Source organism: Kibdelosporangium banguiense (genome assembly GCF_017876405.1).
In the GTDB taxonomy this organism is placed as follows: domain Bacteria; phylum Actinomycetota; class Actinomycetes; order Mycobacteriales; family Pseudonocardiaceae; genus Kibdelosporangium; species Kibdelosporangium banguiense.
On record NZ_JAGINW010000001.1, the window covers coordinates 6,995,764 to 7,014,215 of the forward strand.

16 protein-coding genes are annotated in these 18,452 nt (G+C 67.3%); 6 read left to right on the forward strand and 10 right to left on the reverse strand.

The window, feature by feature from the left end; genetic code table 11:
* Positions 1 to 76: 76 nt before the first annotated feature.
* Entirely contained in the window at positions 77 to 775 is a 699-nt protein-coding gene (locus JOF56_RS32475) for a creatininase family protein (RefSeq protein WP_209643261.1), read from the reverse strand.
* 49 nt (positions 776 to 824) lie between these two features.
* Here JOF56_RS32475 and JOF56_RS32480 point away from each other — a divergent pair, with 49 nt between their 5' ends.
* Positions 825 to 1,733, forward strand: a complete 909-nt coding sequence (locus JOF56_RS32480) for a nucleoside hydrolase (protein WP_209643262.1) — start codon at positions 825 to 827, stop codon at positions 1,731 to 1,733.
* On the opposite strand, the gene pdxR is transcribed toward JOF56_RS32480, so the two are convergent.
* Positions 1,699 to 3,162, reverse strand: a complete 1,464-nt coding sequence (pdxR, locus tag JOF56_RS32485; RefSeq protein WP_209643263.1) for a MocR-like pyridoxine biosynthesis transcription factor PdxR — start codon at positions 3,160 to 3,162, stop codon at positions 1,699 to 1,701. The two genes, JOF56_RS32480 and pdxR, sit on opposite strands and share 35 nt — an antisense overlap.
* Before the next feature lie 29 nt (positions 3,163 to 3,191).
* Here pdxR and JOF56_RS32490 point away from each other — a divergent pair, with 29 nt between their 5' ends.
* Complete coding sequence (locus JOF56_RS32490) at positions 3,192 to 3,803, forward strand: LysE family translocator (RefSeq protein ID WP_209643264.1); 612 nt, start codon at positions 3,192 to 3,194, stop codon at positions 3,801 to 3,803.
* Positions 3,804 to 3,889: 86 nt separating this feature from the next.
* Positions 3,890 to 6,055: an InlB B-repeat-containing protein gene (locus tag JOF56_RS32495; protein WP_209643265.1), complete on the forward strand. Its 2,166-nt coding sequence runs from the start codon at positions 3,890 to 3,892 to the stop codon at positions 6,053 to 6,055.
* A 2-nt stretch (positions 6,056 to 6,057) separates the two neighbouring features.
* Here the strand turns inward: JOF56_RS32495 and JOF56_RS32500 are convergent, their stop codons facing one another.
* Positions 6,058 to 7,242 (reverse strand): cytochrome P450, encoded by a 1,185-nt coding sequence (locus tag JOF56_RS32500; RefSeq protein ID WP_209643266.1) that lies wholly within the window; start codon positions 7,240 to 7,242, stop codon positions 6,058 to 6,060.
* Positions 7,243 to 7,334: 92 nt separating this feature from the next.
* Between JOF56_RS32500 and JOF56_RS32505 the strand changes: the two genes are divergently transcribed.
* Positions 7,335 to 7,919 (forward strand): TetR/AcrR family transcriptional regulator, encoded by a 585-nt coding sequence (locus JOF56_RS32505; protein ID WP_209643267.1) that lies wholly within the window; start codon positions 7,335 to 7,337, stop codon positions 7,917 to 7,919.
* Between the two features lie 140 nt (positions 7,920 to 8,059).
* Positions 8,060 to 8,827 (forward strand): putative protein N(5)-glutamine methyltransferase, encoded by a 768-nt coding sequence (locus JOF56_RS32510; protein ID WP_245378482.1) that lies wholly within the window; start codon positions 8,060 to 8,062, stop codon positions 8,825 to 8,827.
* Here the strand turns inward: JOF56_RS32510 and JOF56_RS32515 are convergent.
* The 4 genes from JOF56_RS32515 to JOF56_RS32530 are packed head-to-tail and all read right to left on the reverse strand — an operon-like array spanning position 8,795 to position 12,019.
* On the reverse strand, positions 8,795 to 9,940 hold the full coding sequence (locus JOF56_RS32515) for a hypothetical protein (RefSeq protein ID WP_209643268.1): 1,146 nt from the start codon (positions 9,938 to 9,940) through the stop codon (positions 8,795 to 8,797). The two genes, JOF56_RS32510 and JOF56_RS32515, sit on opposite strands and share 33 nt — an antisense overlap.
* A 10-nt stretch (positions 9,941 to 9,950) precedes the next feature.
* The gene (locus JOF56_RS32520) at positions 9,951 to 11,294 is read right to left on the reverse strand and encodes a WXG100 family type VII secretion target (protein ID WP_209643269.1); all 1,344 of its coding nucleotides are present in this window, start codon (positions 11,292 to 11,294) and stop codon (positions 9,951 to 9,953) included.
* On the reverse strand, positions 11,295 to 11,597 hold the full coding sequence (locus JOF56_RS32525) for a hypothetical protein (protein ID WP_209643270.1): 303 nt from the start codon (positions 11,595 to 11,597) through the stop codon (positions 11,295 to 11,297).
* Positions 11,594 to 12,019, reverse strand: coding sequence for a YbaB/EbfC family nucleoid-associated protein (locus JOF56_RS32530; RefSeq protein ID WP_209643271.1), 426 nt, complete (start codon positions 12,017 to 12,019; stop codon positions 11,594 to 11,596). The genes JOF56_RS32525 and JOF56_RS32530 overlap by 4 nt, the downstream gene beginning before the upstream one ends.
* A 22-nt stretch (positions 12,020 to 12,041) precedes the next feature.
* On the opposite strand from JOF56_RS32530, the gene JOF56_RS32535 reads away from it, so the two are divergent.
* A complete protein-coding gene (locus JOF56_RS32535; RefSeq protein ID WP_209643272.1) occupies positions 12,042 to 12,830 on the forward strand; it encodes a type VII secretion system-associated protein in 789 nt (262 codons plus the stop codon).
* 469 nt (positions 12,831 to 13,299) lie between these two features.
* Here JOF56_RS32535 and JOF56_RS32540 read toward each other — a convergent pair whose 3' ends face one another.
* The 3 genes from JOF56_RS32540 to JOF56_RS32550 are packed head-to-tail and all read right to left on the reverse strand — an operon-like array spanning position 13,300 to position 18,082.
* Complete coding sequence (locus JOF56_RS32540) at positions 13,300 to 14,061, reverse strand: TetR/AcrR family transcriptional regulator (protein ID WP_245378483.1); 762 nt, start codon at positions 14,059 to 14,061, stop codon at positions 13,300 to 13,302.
* 59 nt (positions 14,062 to 14,120) lie between these two features.
* Positions 14,121 to 15,320: an SWIM zinc finger family protein gene (locus JOF56_RS32545; protein ID WP_245378484.1), complete on the reverse strand. Its 1,200-nt coding sequence runs from the start codon at positions 15,318 to 15,320 to the stop codon at positions 14,121 to 14,123.
* Positions 15,317 to 18,082 carry an SCO1167/SCO6262 family helicase gene (locus JOF56_RS32550; RefSeq protein ID WP_209643274.1) on the reverse strand — a complete coding sequence of 922 codons (2,766 nt, stop codon included), beginning with the start codon at positions 18,080 to 18,082 and terminating at the stop codon, positions 15,317 to 15,319. The genes JOF56_RS32545 and JOF56_RS32550 overlap by 4 nt, the downstream gene beginning before the upstream one ends.
* Positions 18,083 to 18,452 lie beyond the last annotated feature (370 nt).

The window sequence follows — 18,452 nt, forward strand, 5'->3', positions numbered from 1 at the left end:
TAACAAGCCAAGCGCGCGGCCACCGACACCGAAGCAAAACCCGAACAGGCCCCAACCGAAGCCACCAAGGACGCAGTCACTGTTCCAGCATGGACAGGGTGGCGGCGAAGGAGGTCACCAGGCTGGAAAGGATGTTGCGGCCTTTCTCGGCTGTGGCGAGGGAAGGGAGGCCGACGACGCCTGATTCGGTGTATGCCTGCAGGCCGAGGGTGAGCATGTGGGGGCGGTCGTCGGCGATGTGGTCGTGGGTGGCGTAGTCGGGACGTACTACGTGCGGGTGGGCGTGCAGGAGTATCGAGACTTCGATTTCGCCTGCGTGCATGTCGGTGAGCATCGAGCTTTTGAGGCCTGCCGCCGCCCTTGCTGTCAGCCAGTCTGTCTCGGTGGGGAAGAGGGCCATACCTTGTGACTCCTGGACCACATTGGACAGGACGTAGTTTCCGCCGTGGGCGTTGACCAGGACCAGTTTCTCTATGCCTGAGCCGCGAAGGGAGGCTGCGATGTCCTGGATGACTGTGTACAGGGTCCTGGCTGTGATGCTGACGGTTCCGGGCCAGGCTGAGTGTTCGTGGGAGCAGGAGATTGTTATGGGGGGAAGCTCGAAGACCGGGTAGGCGGTGCTGAGGGCCCGTGCGATGGTGGACGCGATGACGGTGTCTGTGGCCAGCGGGAGGATCGCACCGTGTTGCTCGAAGCTGCCGATGGGCAGGATCGCGACTGAGGCGTTGCGGTCCCGTTCGTCCACGGTGGTGTGCAGGGGAAGGAATTCCGTCATGATGCCCTTCAGGAGTTGACGCGTTTCCGATCAGTATTGTCTTCAGGTCATGATCCCTGTCGTGCTGGACTGTGATCCTGGCCATGACGATGTTTTCGCCATCCTGCTCGCGGCCGCTCATCCGGGGATCGATCTGCGGGCCATCACCACCGTGGCCGGGAACGGGACTCTCGACCAGGTGACGCGGAACGCTCTCAGAGTGTGCACGCTCGCCGGGATCACCGGTATTCCGGTCGCCGCCGGGGCCGCCTCGGACAAGACCGCACCGCGGATTCATGGTGCCAGCGCGCTGGACGGTGCGGATCTTCCTGAGCCGGCTGACTTGTTGAGCAGTGACGGCGCCGTCGCTGTGATGGAACGGCTGCTTGAGCAGGCGCCGTTGACGATTGTCGCGACTGGGCCGCTGACCAATGTCGCTGCTCTTCTGGAGCGCAGGCCTGATCTGCGGCCGGAGATTGTCCTGATGGGTGGCAGTTGCGGGCGCGGCAACTGGCGTCCGTTGGCGGAGTTCAATATCTGGGCTGATCCTGAGGCTGCCGACCGGGTGTTCACCAGTGGCCTGCCGGTGACCATGTGCGGCCTGGACGTCACGCATCAGGCGCTTGCCACGCCGGATGTGTTCGAACGACTGCGGGCGATGGCGACGCCACTGGCCGACACGATGGCGGATCTGTTGCGGTTCTTCGCATCGACGTATGACGAGGTGTTCGGGATGCCGGATCCGCCGGTGCATGATCCGGTCGCGGTGGCGGCTGTCGCGAAGCCGAGCCTGCTGAAGTTCGTGGATGCGCCGGTGGCTGTGGAACTGGATGGCACGCACACGCGGGGAGCGACCGTGGTCGATCTGCACGGGATCACAGGCCGGCCGGCGAACGTGCGTGTTGCGGTCGAGCTGGACCGGCCGGGGTTCTGGGACATGATGCTCAGTGCGATCGAACGACTTGGCCGAGCAGCTTGACGCCCTCGGCGATCTCGGACGGCGGGTTCGCGGCGTAACCCATGATCAGGCCGGGTCGATACGGCCGCTGACAGTGCCACGACAGCGGTTGCACCTTCACGCCCCGGGACAGTGCCGCGCCTGCCAGGTCGACGTCGGCGAAGTCCGCGTCGAATGTGATCATGAGGTGCAGACCGGCAGCGGCGCCGTGGACCACCGCGCAGGGAAGGTGCGTACGAACCGCGGCGATCATGGCGTCCCGGCGCCGAATATGACGCCGTCGCAGGAAACGTAGCTGACGTTCGAGTTCACCGGAAGCCATCAGCTCGGCCAGAACCAGTTGCGGGAGAGCGGCATTGCCGAGATCCGCGTTGCGTTTCGCGGCCACGGCGGCGTCCCGGTAGCGGGAAGGCACCAGGAGCCAGCCGATCCGGAGAGCCGGAGCGAGCAATTTGGACACACTGCCCGCGTAACAGACGTTCTCGGCGAGCATCGCGCGCAGAGCTGGGACCGGCGGCCGGTCGTAGCGGTGTTCGGCGTCGTAGTCGTCCTCGATGATCAGCCCGCCCCAGCGCATCAGTTGCCGCCTGCGCTCACCGTCGAGGATCACGCCGGTCGGGAACTGGTGCGCAGGCGTCATCATGACCGCGTCGACCCCGCTGGCCACCAGCGAATCAACCCGCAGCCCGGCGGAATCCACTGGCACAGGCGGGGTTTCCAGGCCGCAGTTGACCAGAGTCTGGCGCACGCCCAGTGATCCAGGGTCCTCCACCGCGACCTGGGTGATCCCGTCGGTCCGCAGGACCTGGGCCAGCAGACCAAGCGCTTGGGCGACTCCGGCGACGATGAGAACCTCGCTGGGGTCGGCCCTGATCCCGCGCGTGCGAGCCAGCCAGTTGGCGACCGCGATCCGCATCGCAGGCGTGCCACGCGGGTCCCCGTAGCCGAAGGCTGACGGCTCAAGGGAGTTGAACACGGCACGTTCGGCGCGTAGCCAGGCCGTCCTGGGAAACGCCGCGAGGTCCGGAACACCGGGGGAGAGGTCGTACCGGGCCGGGGCGGATCGGTACGAATCGAAGATCTCGTTTCCCGGCGTGCTCCGGAACATGTCCGTTGTGGACAGAGACGTCGAGGTGTGCTCAGGGACCGAGATCGGAACGGCGACAACAACAGTCCCGCCGCGTCCACGACCGGCGACATGACCGTCCTCGATCAGCCGTTGGTAGGCCTCGGTGACCACCCCACGGGACACGCTCAGCTCAGCGGCGAGCACGCGCGTGGCAGGCAGCCTGCTGCCGACCGGCAGACGGCCGTCCGACATCGCCAGCCGGAGTTGCGCGGCGAGCCAATCCGCCCGGCCACCTGGCGGCGCGTCGGCGATGTCGAGTTGCAGGAAGTCCGAGCCGGCGGTTATGGACCCCTCATCCTGGCCTGGTTTGGCCCTACTCATGAGACCATTGTGGCAGCACAGTGGCTGCCATGAGTATTGCTTTCCTGATCACGACCCTGATCGCGGTCGCCACACCGGGGACGGGCGTCATCTACACCCTGGCCGCGGGCCTGGCCCACGGCCGCCGCGCGAGCGTGATCGCCGCGTTCGGCTGCACGCTCGGCATCATCCCGCACATGATCGCCACGATCACCGGCCTGGCCGCGCTGCTGCACACCAGCGCACTCGCCTTCGAGATCGTGAAGTACCTGGGTGTCGCGTACCTGGTCTACATGGCCTACTCGACGTTCACCGACAAGAGCGCGCTGGTCGTCGACGAGTCGACGGCGCCGCGCACGGCCACGAAGGTGATCGTCTCGGCGATCCTGATCAATATCCTCAATCCCAAGCTGACCATCTTCTTCGTGGCGTTCCTGCCGCAGTTCGTCAGCGCGGGCGAGGGCGGCTACCTGTGGCGGATGGCCGAGCTGAGCGGGGTTTTCATGCTGGTGACGTTTGTCGTGTTCGCTGCATACGGGATTTTCGCGGCGTCCGTGCGCAGCCATGTCATCTCCAGGCCACGCGTGATGGCCTGGCTACGGCGGTTCTTCGCGGTTTCGTTCGTCGGGCTGGGCGTCAAACTCGCGTTCACGCAACAGTAGACCGTAAGGCCTAACGCGTCGGCCGGTTCGTCCCATAGGCTGTTGGGCCTTGGGGCAATTCCCTGCGGATGTGATCACAGGTGTGGATGACCATGCGGCACTGGCAACGAACCGCCATGCTGGGGGTGACGGCGATCGGTGTCGCCGGTGCCGTCGTGTTCGGCGCGGACGCGGGTACACCAGCGCAGACTCCGCGCCTGCTGTCCGGCTCGGCATGGCTTCCGTCGCCGAAGGTCGGCCAGGTCACGCTGCTGGACGGCTCGTCCACCGAGGTCGCCGCCCAGCTCCAGGTCGCCGCCCCGGGCACGAATCTCGATGTCGTGCAACACGGGACGACGGCCTACGCGATCGACCGTACAGCTGGGACGATCCGACGAATCGACGGCGCGACATACACCATGACGCCGCCGGAGGCCCCGATTGCCGACTCCGGCAACGGTTTGACGGCCTTCGCCGCGAGCAACGCGCTGTACGCGGTGGACACCAAACGCGGCATCCTCTCCGTGCTCGATCCGAAGACCCTTGCCAGGCAGGGGAACCCGGTCCCGTTGTCCGCCGATCTCACGACCGAGTCCACGGTCGTGGACAACGACAGCCGGCTGTGGTTCGTCGACAACGCGACCGGCGAACTGACCAGCATCAAAGGCACGGACCGGACCACCAGCCGAGTGGCGTCCAAGGGACGCAACGTGCTGACGATGGCCGGTGGGCGGCCGGTGGTCATCGACACGGCCGCCCGCAAGGCGGTTGTCGTCGACCCGGACAACGCAAGCGTCGACGCCACCTTCGATCTGGGCCTGCGCCAGGACGACTCGGTCACGGTCTCGGCCGGCAACCAGCGTGTGTACATGGTCGCCGCGCGTGGTGCGCTGATCATCTGCGATATCGCGAAACGCGACTGCGGCAACGTGATCCCCCTCAACCAGGGCAGCAGCCTTGGCACTCCGGTGGAAGCGGGCAACCGCGTCTTCGTGCCGGACCACACCGCCGGACAGGTCTGGATCATCGATCTGGCCAACCGGTCGGTGGTCGCCAAGGCGCAGGTGCTCACGCCACGCAGCCAGTTCCAGCTGATCAACCGGGACGGCGTGGTCTTCTACAACGACACCGACTCCGAGCGGGCCGGCGTCATCCAGCTCGACGGCAGCTTCACCCCGATCGCCAAGTTCGACCCCGCGAACCCCGCCAAGGGCCTGACCGGCGCTTCGCCAGGCGCAGAGGCACCCGCTCAAGGCGGCCCGCCGGTGCCTGCCAACCCGTCCACACCGCCGGCCACGCCTGGACCGCCTGACAACCCGCCGAACTCACCCAACCCGCCGAATCCCTCGTATCCCTCGAATCCACCTAACGGGCCGGTCACCATCCCGGAACCACCCGCGCCACCGCCTCCGTCTCCGTCTCCGCAGCAGCAGCACAATCCGGACCAGCCGCCGCCACCCGAGCCGGTCACGCTGAAGATCACGCTGTCGAAGACCACACCGATCCTCGGCGAGGACGTGACGCTGCAGGTCGCCACGACCTCAGGGGCCGTTCCCCGGTCTGCCGACTGGGATTTCGGTGACGGGGCGAAGAAATCCGCGGCGATGGTCACGCATCGCTGGGCAACGGCGCGGACCTTCCAGGTCAGCGTCCAGGTGACCATGCCGGACAACCGCACCGCGACCACCTCCGTGAGCGTCACGGTCAGCGAGGTCCCCAAGGCGAAGCTGACCGTGACCGCCCCGGAGAACGGCAAGATCACCGGCACGGGCATCAACTGCCCGCCCACGTGCACCGTCACTGTCAACAAAGGACAGTCGATCACCCTTGCTGCCCAGGCCAATCCGAACTTCACGTTCGCGGGCTGGGGTGGCGCCTGCACCGGGACGGGCGCATGTCAGGTCGCGATGACGGCCGACAAGACCGTGTCGGCGCGCTTCAACGCCGAGCGGGGCGCGGCATTCATCGGCACCTGGGTCAACGTGGATCCCGCGACCCGCAGCATCGTCCGGGCCGAGATCACCAGGACGTCCCCGACGACCATGTCGCTGAACATGTTCGGCTCCTGCTCACCGGACCCATGCGAGTGGGGTAGAACGACCGCGACGTTGCAGGGCAACACTTTGCGGGCGTTCTACGACCAGGGCTTCGCCACCCGGACGGTCGTGATCAGCCAGAGCGGCGGCGGGCTCGTGATCAACATCCACCACGACTACATCCCGCCGGACACCCGCGAGGACCGCGACTCCACCGACACCATGCGCAAGAACTGACCTCACCACGTGACCGGCATCGACTTCACCCCGAACACGATCGAGTACGCCCGGAACTCGATGTCGTCGATCGGCACGCCGAGAGCGAGCTTCGGGAATCGCCGCAGCAACGCCGGATAGGCGATCCGCATCTCCATGCGGGCCAGGGGAGCGCCGAGGCAGTGGTGGATTCCGTGCCCGAACGCCAGGTGTGTGGCCATCTTGCGGTTCACGTCGAACCGGTCCAGGTCCTCGCCGAGGCTGGGGTCGCGGTTGGCCGCAGGCAACGAAAGCAGCATGATCTCGCCCGCGGCGACCTTGTGCCCGCCGACCATCACGTCCTCACGCGCGGTGCGCGGAACGACCGAGTGCACGATCGACAGGTAGCGCAGGAGCTCCTCGACCGCCTCGTCCACGAGCCGCCCGGCGCGGACTTCCGCGGCCTGCTCGGGGTTCTGCAGCAACAGCATGGTGCCCAGGGAGAGCATGTTGGAGGTGGTCTCGTGGCCGGCGAGCAGCAACAGATCCGCCACTCCGGTCAGCTCGAGATCGGTGAGTTCGTCGCCGTGCTCCCGGATCAGCATGCCGATCATGTCCTCGCCCGGGTCCTTGCGCTGTTGGGCGATCAGGCTGGCCATGTGCGCGCGGGACTCGGCGATGGCCTTGCCGCGGGCGTCCAGGTCGAGGCTCATGTCCAGCCGGACGGAACTGCGGTGCTGGAACTCGTCGCGGTCCTCGTAGGGCACGCCGAGCAGTTCGCAGATCACCAGCGAGGGGATCGGCAGCGCGAACATCGACACCAGATCGGCGGGCGGACCGGCTTGCTCCAGCGCGTCGAGATGCTCGTCCACGATCGCCTCGATGCGCGGCGCGAGCCGGCGGATGCGCCGGACGGTGAACTCCGGCGTGAGCAGCCGCCGCAGCCGGTTGTGGTCGGGCGGGTCGTAGGTGAGCAGGAATCCGTCCCCGCGCGGGTTCTCCGAACGCAGGCTGGCCGGCAGCGGCCGGTTCTCCAGGCTGTTGCTGAACCTGGTGGCGTCGCCGAGAACCTGGCGGACGTCCTCGTAACGCGTGGTCAGCCAGGCCTGGCCGCCGAAGCGCAGGTCGACTTTCCGCAGCGGCTGTTCCTCGCGGAGCTTGAGCAGCTCCGGCAGCGGGTCGTAACGGTGACGGCGGACGTGCAGCGGGATTTCCGGGGCTTCGGTCATCGGTGGCGCCTCCAGGAAGTGATAACGCACTATCGCTTACCGTCAACCTAGCACAAGTGAAGGTGGGCTATCAGTCTGTTAACGTGCGGCAGGTGACCGGCTCTTCGCAGCGCCCTTTGCGCGTCGACGCTGCCCGTAACGCCGAGCTGATCGTGCGTACGGCCTGGCGGGTGTTCAGCGAGCTGGGTACCGAGGTCCCGCTGGACGAGGTCGCCAAGCAGGCCGGCGTCGGCGTGGCCACCCTCTACCGCCGGTTCCCCAGCAAGGACGACCTGCTGTTCGCCATCCTGCAATGGCGCTACGCCGAACAGATCGAACCCGCGATCAACTCGGCCCTGGTCGACGAGGACCCCTGGCGCGCCCTGGTCACGGCGATCAGCGCCTCGCTGGACGTGGCATCCGCGGAGCACGCCGTCATCAAGGCGCTGCGGGACCGCAAATCACTGCTGCACGGCCTGATGGACCGCTACTTCGCCGATCTGGGCGCGATCCTGCAGCGCGCCCAGCAGGCCGGGCTGGTCCGCGCGGACCTGCGCGGCAACGACCTGCCGATGGTCTTCTACATGATCATCGGCTCGATGCGGGTGGCCGAACCGGCCAGTGGCTGGCGGCGGTGCCTGGGAGTTCTGCTCGACGGAATGCGTCCGGCCGCAGCGACGCCGTTGCCGGGTGACTGACAAGTACTTCCGCCATGTACTGTCGGTGGCAGGCATCGGACTGAGGGAGGTGGGACACATCAACGTCATGTCAGGCCGGGTGTTCTCACCGGAGGTCACGCCAGTGCAGTGACCAGGGGCGCCCGGGGATCGAAAGGCGCTTGGTCATCAACTCGCTCGGCTATTCCACAATCGTCTCCAGGCTTCGTACTGCCGGCTGTGTGTTCGCCGAGGACGAGGCGACATTGCTCCTCGAAACCGCGCAGTCACCCTCTGAGCTCGAAACCATGGTGCGCCAACGGATCGACGGCTTGCCCTTGGAACACGTCCTGGGCTGGGCGGAGTTCTGCGGCCTGCGGATCGCCGTGCATTCCGGCGTTTTCGTCCCTCGCAGGCGTACGGAGTTCCTGGCCCGCCAGGCGGCCGAGCTTGCCGCGCCGGGCAACGTCGTCGTTGATCTGTGCTGTGGGACAGGCGCGGTCGGCGCCGCGTTGTCCCAGTGTGTGCAAGGACTCGAACTGTACTCAGTGGACATCGACCCGGCAGCCGTGAAATGCGCACGCCAGAACGTCAGCCGTGTCTACGAAGGTGACCTCTACGAGCCGTTGCCGCCCGAATTGTGCGGCCGAATCGACATCCTTGTCGCAAACGCCCCTTATGTGCCCACTGAAGCGATCGCGTTGATGCCGCCGGAAGCCCGTGATTACGAGCCGAGGGTCGCACTCGACGGCGGACTGGACGGATTGGACGTCCAAAGGCGAGTGACGGCCGCGGCGCGTGACTGGCTGGCTCCGGGCGGGCACCTGCTGATCGAGACAAGTGCCGCCCAGGCGCCGGAAACCGCTGCGGCCTTTGCGAATCACGGACTGGCCGTCAGGACGGTCCAGTCCGATCAACTAAGCGCGACCGTAGTCATTGGTACCAGGTAGCCCGGTCGGCACAGGGGACCAGCCGGGCAGAGGCACCCTGGTCGGCGCGTAGTCGCCCCACGGTTCGGCATCGGCGGGCCGTGGGTTCGCCTCGGCTTGGTCTCGTGTCGCACGGACCTTGCGCAGCAACCGCACTCCGCCCGCGACCAAAGCGAGACACAGGACGAAAGTGATCCACCCGAGGGGGTCTTCAGTGATCGCGTAGTCCACCGAGGCGCCCGCGAGAGCGAGCGCGGCCAGCACGGCGATGTCGAAGGGCCACGGCGAGGTGTGCCATGGGCGAAACCGTTTGGTGGGCAACGACTCCGGTGCATCGGGCAACGTGCCCTGTGCCGCATCTGAAGGCACGAGCCGGCCGTGTGCGCGAGCCCGTTCGGTCACGATCTCCGCGACATCTGACGCGTCATCCAGGGGAAGCACCCATTGCTGCCCGCTGCCGACGACCCGCAACGACGAACCGGGAGAGAGAACGACCACGCTGCCGTTGGGCAACGGCCACAGTTGCGCGTGGCTGTCGAGCACCCCTGGCTGGACCAGAGCCAGATCCTTGTAGGGAATCGTCAGTCGCATCGCAGTCACACTGGAGCCGGGCCTCAGGAGCAGGTCGAGCAGCAGTTTGTCGCCCTGCAGCCGCAACCGGGACCCGTCACGCAGCCGGTACACCAGTTCCGTACCGGACTGGATGACGTCCGGGGACAGCGGCCGCGTCACCACGAGCACGGCGAGCTTGGCCGCGCCCCAGGCCACAACCGCCGAACCCAGGCCTCCGCCCAGGATCCAGGCGAGGTAAAGCCCAGGAGCCGTGGACCGGAGAGCCAGGTCGACCAGTTCGGCCAGCACCTGGAACACCGCTATCGGCACGGTGCCGAGCAACGCCACCCGCGGCCAGTTCAACGGCCAGCGCAGATTGACCGCGATCAGGACCACCAGCAACGCCAGCCACACGAACAGACCGCCGGACGGCAGGTCCCGCACATGCGATAACAGGTCTTGCCGGTCGCCTGGGTGTGACTGGTCGTAGCCCCAAGACCAAACCAGGCGCTCCACAGCAGGCGCCACGACGACGGCGACCACCAGCAGGACGCCGGCGATCACCCAACGCACAACACGCATCGACAACCCTTCAGCGGTACGGGTAGACGACACCGCCGGACTCGCGGTCGGTCTCGTGCCACTTCGTGGTGTCGTTCGACCAGAACATGGCGTTGGTGGCCTTTCCGGCCTCCTTGACGACTGTCCAGGCGTCCCCGGCCTGCGGCATCAGGTGCCGGATGTCCTGGCTTCCCACGGCCCGGACCCAGTTCTGGCCGTCGAAGATGCCCTTGCCGGTGTGGCTGTCCACCGGGTCGGCCATCCGGCCCAGGTTGTGGTTCGGCGTCATGCCGTCGGCCCGGGTGTTCAGCGGTGGCTGGCCCATCTGGTTGTAGCGATTGCGTACCGCGTCGCGGCGGGCAGGTCCGTTGGCCTTCACGCGGTCCGCCCAGTCGTTGGCCCGCTGGCGCGTGCTCGATGCCCACGAGTCCATCCGGTTGGCCGCGTTGTCCAGGCCGTTACGGCCGGACGTGGCCGCGCTTTCGAGCCGGTTGCCGACGTTGTCCAGCATGTCTGCGCGGGCTGTGCGCGTGCCGGACTGGCTCAGCAAGTCCGCGGCGCGCTGGTTGCCGAACGGGGTGTTGGGCATGTCGCGGGCGAGCCGCGCCAGGTCGTCGGCCTTGCCGCGCATGGCCGTGGCTGCGCGCTTGGCCATGTCAGCGAGTTTGTCCAGGGCGCCGAACAGTTGCTTGAGGAAGCGGGCGATCTTGCCACCGATCTCGATGGCCTTGGTGACCGCGCGGGTGATGAACGCCGCGATCGACGCGCCCGCGGTCGGGATGGCCGCCGCGGCGGCCGGGATGCCCCAGGTGATCAGCGTGCCGGCCAGTTCGGCGAGCAGGTCACGCACCAGCGCACGGGTCGTGGTGACCAGCACACCGGCGATCTTGATCTTGTTGGACGTGGACTCCGCCGCGGCCTTGGCGTTGGCCAGGCCGTCGATCAGGGCGGCGGCCTGGCCCTTGTACTTGTCGGCGGCCGGTCCGGTCCAGCCCGCGAGGCCGGCCAGCGCCTTCTCGTACTGGCCGCGGATGGTGTCCATCCGTTCGGCGATGTTCGTCCACGTGTTCGCCGCCGCCTCGACCGCGGGCGGGTCGCCCATCAGGTCGTCGAACGGTTTACGCACGAAGCTGACGTTCTCGATGATCCAGCCGACCACCGAGGACGCCAGCGTCCCGAGCGGGTCCACGGCCGCGCCGACCACGTCGATGGCCAGGGCGGCGGTGTTGATGCCCAGGGAGACCGCGTTGACGTCCTTGCCCTCCTGGAAGGGCAGGGCGATGTCGCGGCCGAGGTCCTCGATGGTGTCGAACGGGCCCGCGCCCGCGAGCATCTTGCCATCGTCCTGGGGCTTCGCGATCAGCTCGTTGGTCACTTACTTCCCCTCGAACGTGTTCTTCGTGCCCTGCTCGTTGCCGTCGTACAGGGACGCGGACTGCTGCAGCCGGGTGCCGGTGGACTCCATCGCCTTGGGCAGCGCGCCCAGCATTTCCTTGGCGTCGTTCATCTCACCCTCGAACACGAACGTGTACATCTGGCAGATGATCCCCATGACCTCGGGGCCGAGGGTGACCGACTGCGCGGCCTGGACGGCCTCGTCGAGGTCGTCGACGATCTGACTGGACACCGTCTTGCCGTGCTGGGCCACGGCCGCGGTCTGTGTGCTGAACCCTGTCATCGCAGGATCGGACCTCCGAACTCGTCGTCTGGCCGCTCCGACGCCGGCCGGGGCTGCTTGGTTCCCCCTTCGGCCTCGGGATCTGTCGCCCTGAGGACCTGCTCGTGCAGGAAGTCCTGACTGGCCTGGCCGAGCAGGGGCCGCATGCTCTCCTCGACCTTGCGGGCGGCCTCGGCCTGCGCGCGGCGGATCGTGTCGAGAATGGACGTGGCCAGCGTGGTGTGGCTGATGCTGTCGGCCTTGGGGGACAGGCTCAGCGCCTCGATTCTGCCGCCCGCCGCGGCCACCACGGTGACCGCGCCGTCCGCGCTGCGGGCTTCCGCGCGCGCTTCGGCGAAGGCGTTCTGGACCTGGTCGACCTGCTGCTTCATGCTCTGTAGCTGGTTCTCGAAATCGGCGAGGTATTGGTGCGGATCGGACACGGCCAGTAGTGTGTCATGCCTTATGTCCGATCTTCAGCGAAACGTTCCGATCACCGCCGCGATGCGTGCTCAGGCGCAGACCAGTCCCAACAGCTGGTTCCCGGTGGTGGCGCCCGGGACAGACGAGAACGGTGCCCTCGTGCTCGACGCGGCGCTCGGCCGCTACCGGATCGACGACCAGGGCCGGATCACCGACGAGTTCGTCCCCAACGCCCGCTACCGCCCGCTCCAGGTGCCGCCGCTCACGCCCGAGATGCAGGAGACGGCCAAGTCACGGCCGGGCGGCTGGATCGAGGTCCTGGACCCGATGTACCCCGAACCGGTACCGCCCGCCGGGGCCATCGGCCGCTACCCGGTGGACCAGGCCGGCGTGGTGAGCGGGGACTTCCAGGTCAACCCGGCGTACCGGCCGTCCCCGCTCACGCTGGGCTGGCCCGCACCCCGCACCGAGGTGGAAGCCGCGATGCAGATGGCCCACACCGGCCTGCTGGACAAGGACGAAGTCGTCGTGGCCGTGCTCGCCTCCGCCCTGGTCCTGCCCGCGGACCCGGCGCGCGGCCTGCGGGAACACCTGGTCCTGCGCAAGGAAGGCGACCGCTCGACGGTCGACGCATTCCTGACCGAGGACGCCGTACCTGGCGACTGGCCTCCGCACTGGCAGCAGTTCACCGGGCTGGAGATCGCCGTTCTGATCAACGGCCTGGCCGAGCCCGCCGACCTGCTGCTCTACGGACAGCCCGACCTGCAGGTCCGGATTCGCGGCGACGTGCTCGCCACCCGCCTGCAGGAGGTCCTGGCGGTAAGCCAGTAGTTCTTTCATCACGCTTGTGGCGCGGCCCATTCGCATGCCCATCTTCGCCGTACGAGCCTGGGGGGGACTGACGGTTGAGGCTCGCGGCCGATGAGCTTGAGCGGGAGCATCCGGTCCTGTGGGACTCGTTTCGCAACACGCGCATCATGCTTGGAGTCACGGTTGTCCTCAGCGGGACGGTGAGCCTGTTCGCAACGTCGGTCGATTGGCTTAGGCTGTGTGCCGAAGCCGCCCTCGACCACCCCTGGATCCTGCAGGCCGGCGTGAGCCGCCCACCGCTTCACCAGGAGAATCCGGGGTGAATCCGTGTGAACGGTCCATTCGCACGGGTTCGTCTTGCTTGGGTGGAACTGTTGGCGGGGTCGCGTTCGTTCCGTGGTTGAAGTCGTGCACGGGGAGGAGGCAGACAGACAAGAACGGCGCCCGCGTAGCCTCAGGCGGACGGATCTCGATGGCTCAGACCGTCCCGCTAGCGTGAGCTCACCAGGACTTCGATGCCGTCCAGGATTCGCTGCAGCCCGAACTCGAAGTTGTGGGTCGCGTCGTAGGCCGTGCCGTAGGTGCTGCCCACTGCCTGGCCGACTGCGGAGGCGAGCGGGAATTCGGTGTAGTCGGCCAGTTTGCTGAGCAGCGGCTCGTTGGCTTGCCACCATTGGTCGTCGGTCATTCCGCTGTCCTTCTCGGTGGCCGACGCGTCGATGTCCCGGCGGGCGGCGGTCTCGGCGTGGCCGATCACCAGGTTCAGTGCTGTGTCCATTTCGATGTGGGTCAGGCCGATGCCGTCGATGGCGTGCAGTTCGTACTCGTATTTCGCGGTCACGTTCGGGCCGAGCGGCGGGCGGCTCACGCCGGCCTGCAGGATCCAGGGGTGGCGGTGGTAGAGCGCCCAGTTCTCGCGTGCCACCTGCTCCAGCTTGGTCCGCCAGGGTGTCCCGGGGGCGTGCTCGGGTTTGTCGGTCTCGCCGTAGACGGTGTCGAGCATCAGGTCGATCAGTTCGCCTTTGCCCGGAATGTAGGTGTAGAGCGACATTGTGCCCACGCCGAGTTTCTCGGCCACGCGCCGCATCGACAGTGAGCCCAGCCCGTCGGCATCCGCGACTTCGATGGCGGCCAGCATGATGCGATCGACGCTCAGGTTCTGTTTGCCGTTGCGGACCGGTCGCGGGTTCTGCTTGCGCCACAGCAGCGCGAGGCTGCGGGCCGGGTCCCCGCCGCCGCTGTGTTCCCTCATCGAGGAGTCGGTAGCCATGATGGTGCGATCGTACTATGTACGGCCCACCGGCGACATGATCAGCCTCGAGCGAGGTCGATCAGAACGCTCACCGGATCGGCGTGCGGAGTCCCTTGTGGACGCCAGTTGTCCGACGCCCGGACGTACGGGTACCAGCGACCGTCAGTCCCGTACCGGATCTGCATTCGATCGGCGATTGTGCACCGGTTACGCCAGTACTTGATCTCCTCGGAGCCGTCGAGCACACCATCCACAATGGCCTCGGCGACCGCGGTACGAGCCCGGCCCAGCACGGCCTTCGGTGGCGACCAGGCCTCGTCCCACGTCGACAACCCGGCCTCGCCGCCCTGCTCCCAGGCCTGAACGGCAACCGGAAGATCCTCCCGGCCGCTGGCCGACGCCAGCCGGTCGACCGGGCAGTCCGGATGTGCTGCGGCGAAACGAACCGCGTCCGTCCAAGGGTCCATAGAGGACAATTGAGCGCCGTTGAGCAAGTCCCGGGCGCGACTGGCGGCATCGGCGGCAAGCAACCCGAGAGCTGCCGGGTCCACGTCCGAAGGATGCGGCGCCAGTAGAGGCGTCAACGCCAGCGGCTTCCTGGTCGCCGGAGTCGCGATTTCCGGCAGCGCGGCGACAGGAGCAGCATAGGCCGTGGCCGCCGGGTCACCCGAAAGCGTGTCCTGTGAGGTCCCGCGCAGGCCCTCAAGCAATTGCTCACGATCGAGCCCGCGCAACAGCAACAACACGAACGGATCCGCGTCCAGCAGCCAGGAAGCCTGGTACGACAAGGCAGCGGCGTGCTCACAAGGGTGACCCCACCCGGGGCAGTCACACTCCGGATCGAGGTCCCCGATCCCGGGCAGCAGGCTGATTCCCGCGTCGTCGGCCGCCTCCACCAAATCGCGCGGCATCTCGCCGTCCAGCAGCGTCGCGATGTGGCCGGCCTTGGCCGCGACCCGGTCGAGGAACCTGGACCACTCGATGCCGGTCAGCTGCGAAAGCAGCACAACCGTCTGGTACTCCGAATAGTCGTCACCATCCTGCACGGTGGCGAAGATCTTGCCGGGCGTCACCGTGATCGGGCCGACGTTGCCCGCGTAGGCGTACTTGCGGCCCTTCTTGAGCTGGGCCAAGTCGAGTGCGGTGTCCTCCATCGCGGCGATCCAGGCGTTGCCCCACCACGTTTTCGCGAACTTCCCAGGCGTGCGCGGGCCTGCCGGGAACGCCCGGAAGCCGCGGGCGCGCTCGTCGTCGATCACAGCGTGCTCCTCAGTTCCACCAGGCTCGTGAGCTCGGCGTCGGACAACTGCGAGAATGCCGCGTCACCACCGGTCAGGATCGCGTCCGCCAGTTCCTTTTTGGACTCCAGCAGGGCGGCGATCCGGTCCTCCAGGGTGCCTTCCGCGATCAGCCGGTGCACCTGTACGGACCTGGTCTGGCCGATCCGGTGCGCGCGGTCGGTGGCCTGGTCCTCCACGGCAGGATTCCACCAGCGGTCGTAGTGGATCACGTGGTCGGCCCTGGTCAGGTTGAGACCGGTGCCCGCTGCCTTGAGCGACAACAGGAACACCGGCACGTCACCGTTCTGGAACGCCTGCACCATCTCTTCCCGCCGGGCGACCGGGGTTCCGCCGTGCAACAGCTGTGTGCTGATCCCGCGTTCGGTGAGGTGCCGTTCGAGCAGCCGCGCCATCTGTACGTACTGCGTGAACACCAGGGCCGCACTGCCTTCGGCGATGATCGTCTCCAGCAGTTCGTCGAGGACCTCGAGCTTGCCGGAACGGCCGGTCAACTGCCCGGTTGTCTCCTTGGCGTAGTGCGCGGGATGGTTGCAGATCTGCTTGAGCGCGGTGAGCAACTTGAGGATGAGGCCGTGCCGCGCTATCCCACCAGCGCCGCGGATCTCGCGCATGATGTCGCGTACCGCGGTGCGATACAGCTTGGCTTGTTCCGCGGTGAGTTCGACGATCTGGTCGGTCTCGGTCTTCGGCGGCAGTTCCGGCGCGATGCCGGGGTCGGATTTACGGCGGCGCAACAGGAACGGCCGCAGCAACGTCGCCAGCCGACCGGCCTGCACCGAGTCCCGGCCGGTTTCGACCGTGGCCCAGCCGGCCTGGAACGCGCTGATCGTGCCCAGCAGACCGGGAGTGGTCCAGTCCAGGATGGCCCACAGCTCGGACAGCGTGTTCTCCACCGGCGTGCCGGTCATCGCGATCCGCGTTCCCGCCGGGATCTCGCGCAGGGCTTTCGCCGTGCCGCTCAAGCGGTTCTTCACGTGCTGGGCCTCATCGGTGACCACCATCGACCACTCACGCGTCGCGAGCGTCTGCGCGTCAAGCCGCATCGTCGCGTACGTGGTGAGCACGAACCCGGACTCGACGCCGGCCAATGTCCGGGCGCCGCCGTGGTACCGGTGCACGGGTGTTCCTGGCGCGAATCGCGCGATCTCACGCTCCCAGTTGCCCAGCAGCGACGCCGGGCACACCACGAGCGTCGGCCCGGCCGTCGCGGGACGTTGCTGCCTGGTCAAGTGCAGGCCTATCAACGTGATGGTCTTGCCGAGACCCATGTCGTCGGCCAGGCAGCAGCCGAACCCGAGGCTGGTCATCCGATCCAGCCAACGCACCCCGCGCAGCTGGTACTCACGCAGTGTGGCCTGCAGTTTCCCGGGCGCGACCAGCGGCTCGGGACCCTCGGCGGGTTCGGCCACCAGGTCGCGCAACCGGGCCAGCCAGCCCTCGGCGAGCACCGGTACCAACTCGGCACCGACATGGCCGGTCCCGATCAACACCCGTCGCAACGCTTCCATCGCGGGCAGGGCAGGCAGTGCGCGATCGCGCGCCCGCCTGCCGAGTTCCGGCTCGACGAGGACCCAGCGGTCTCGCAGCCGGACGACCGGCCGCCTGGCTTTGGCCACCGCGTCCATCTCGTCGTCGGTCAACGGCCCGTCCGGCAGCGTCAGCTGCCAGGAGTACGCCAGTTCCGCGGGCCCGGCGAAGTAGTCGGCGACCTGCGCCGGTTGCTCCTCGGGAGCCGAGACCAGGGTCGCCGACGCGAGATCGTGGTCCAGTCCGGGAGGCCAGTGCACCTCGACGCCCGCGGCCGCCAGCCGCGGGCCCATCTCGGCGAGCAGTTCGTCGATGTCCTGGTCGATCAGGTCGACCGCGTCGGGTACGGCCAAGTCCAGCAGTTGTTTCAGCGGCGCCCACAGCGAGGCCGCGCGGCGGACCGCGATCATCGCGTCGGTACGAGCCTGATCGCCGAAACCGTGGTCGGTGTCGCTCCAGATGTCCGCCGCGTCGGCCACCAAAGTGGGATCGGCGAGGCTGCGCAGCTGGACGTTGGCGCGGAATGTCGCGCTGTCGAAGTCGCCGTCGGGCACGTCGACGATCAACGCGACCCGGACGCCGGAATCCACTCCGGCGCTCACCTTCCCCGCCCATTCGCGCAGTTCAGGCACTTGCACGCAATCCTGGCCCGCGAACGCCTGACCACCGGCGACCCAGGGAGCGGCCGGGGTACGCGGCAGAGTGTCGGCGACCGCGTCCAGGTAGGCGCGCAGCAACGTCAGCCGGTCGGGCAACAAGGCCGAGCCTGGTTCGACGGGGACAGCCCGCGCGGTGGCGGGCATCGCGTCGGCCAGTGCACGGATCTTGGTCATGTCTGCCAGGTCCAGCGGCCCGGCTCGCCACGCGTCGAACCCGCCGGACGAGACCCCGGGCAGCAGCCTGCCGCGCGCGACCAGATGCAACGCGACTGCTGTTGCCGCGGCCCAGAAACGTGTCGCGGGATGGGCATTGTCGCGTAGTCCCACCAGAACGGGAATTGCTTCGGCCACCGGCATCCGCAGCGCCGCGAGAGTTCTGACGGTTCCGTCCGGCTGGGCAATATCGATCTCGGCTTGGTCTCCATCAGGCAGAGCGCCGTCGTCCGGATCCCAGAAGCTCACCACGCCAAGCCGTGCCGGATCAGCCGGCTGAAAAACCGCGGCGAGCCCGGCCACATCCACCCCCAAGGTCATTCCTTTCGCTGTAGGCCGTCCCGGAACCACGATAGCTCAATCCGTACACCATACGGTCGCGCCGTACGCGTCCACCCTGGACTGTTGGCCGGGCGGCAAATATCCGGCGGCAACCAGTGTCCGGTTATTCGCTCACCCGACCTTCGCCGGCTGAACCGGTTGACAGCCGGTGATCTTCGACCGGATCTGGTCACGCTCAGTGTCGAGTTTCGTTGTGTGGAAGCGAAAGTAGGTCCGCATCGGAAGAAACTTAGGACACTGAGCGCAAAAGTCTTCAGTTGGACATCGCAAGTGACTAACATCGTGGATTGTTTCAGGGAGATGACAAAGACGTCGGTCGTCCCCCGCGTCAGACGAAGGTCTGAGCCCG

Excerpts from the sequence above, each read along its gene's own strand:
- JOF56_RS32500 (WP_209643266.1), bottom strand. The coding sequence starts at position 7,242 with ATGACCGAAGCCCCGGAAATCCCGCTGCACGTCCGCCGTCACCGTTAC.
- JOF56_RS32540 (WP_245378483.1), bottom strand. The coding sequence starts at position 14,061 with ATGAGGGAACACAGCGGCGGCGGGGACCCGGCCCGCAGCCTCGCGCTG.
- JOF56_RS32495 (WP_209643265.1), top strand. The coding sequence starts at position 3,890 with ATGACCATGCGGCACTGGCAACGAACCGCCATGCTGGGGGTGACGGCG.
- JOF56_RS32535 (WP_209643272.1), top strand. The coding sequence starts at position 12,042 with ATGTCCGATCTTCAGCGAAACGTTCCGATCACCGCCGCGATGCGTGCT.
- JOF56_RS32515 (WP_209643268.1), bottom strand. The coding sequence starts at position 9,940 with ATGCGTGTTGTGCGTTGGGTGATCGCCGGCGTCCTGCTGGTGGTCGCC.
- JOF56_RS32475 (WP_209643261.1), bottom strand. The coding sequence starts at position 775 with ATGACGGAATTCCTTCCCCTGCACACCACCGTGGACGAACGGGACCGC.
- JOF56_RS32525 (WP_209643270.1), bottom strand. The coding sequence starts at position 11,597 with ATGACAGGGTTCAGCACACAGACCGCGGCCGTGGCCCAGCACGGCAAG.
- JOF56_RS32550 (WP_209643274.1), bottom strand. The coding sequence starts at position 18,082 with ATGACCTTGGGGGTGGATGTGGCCGGGCTCGCCGCGGTTTTTCAGCCG.
- JOF56_RS32480 (WP_209643262.1), top strand. The coding sequence starts at position 825 with ATGATCCCTGTCGTGCTGGACTGTGATCCTGGCCATGACGATGTTTTC.
- JOF56_RS32490 (WP_209643264.1), top strand. The coding sequence starts at position 3,192 with ATGAGTATTGCTTTCCTGATCACGACCCTGATCGCGGTCGCCACACCG.
- pdxR (WP_209643263.1), bottom strand. The coding sequence starts at position 3,162 with ATGAGTAGGGCCAAACCAGGCCAGGATGAGGGGTCCATAACCGCCGGC.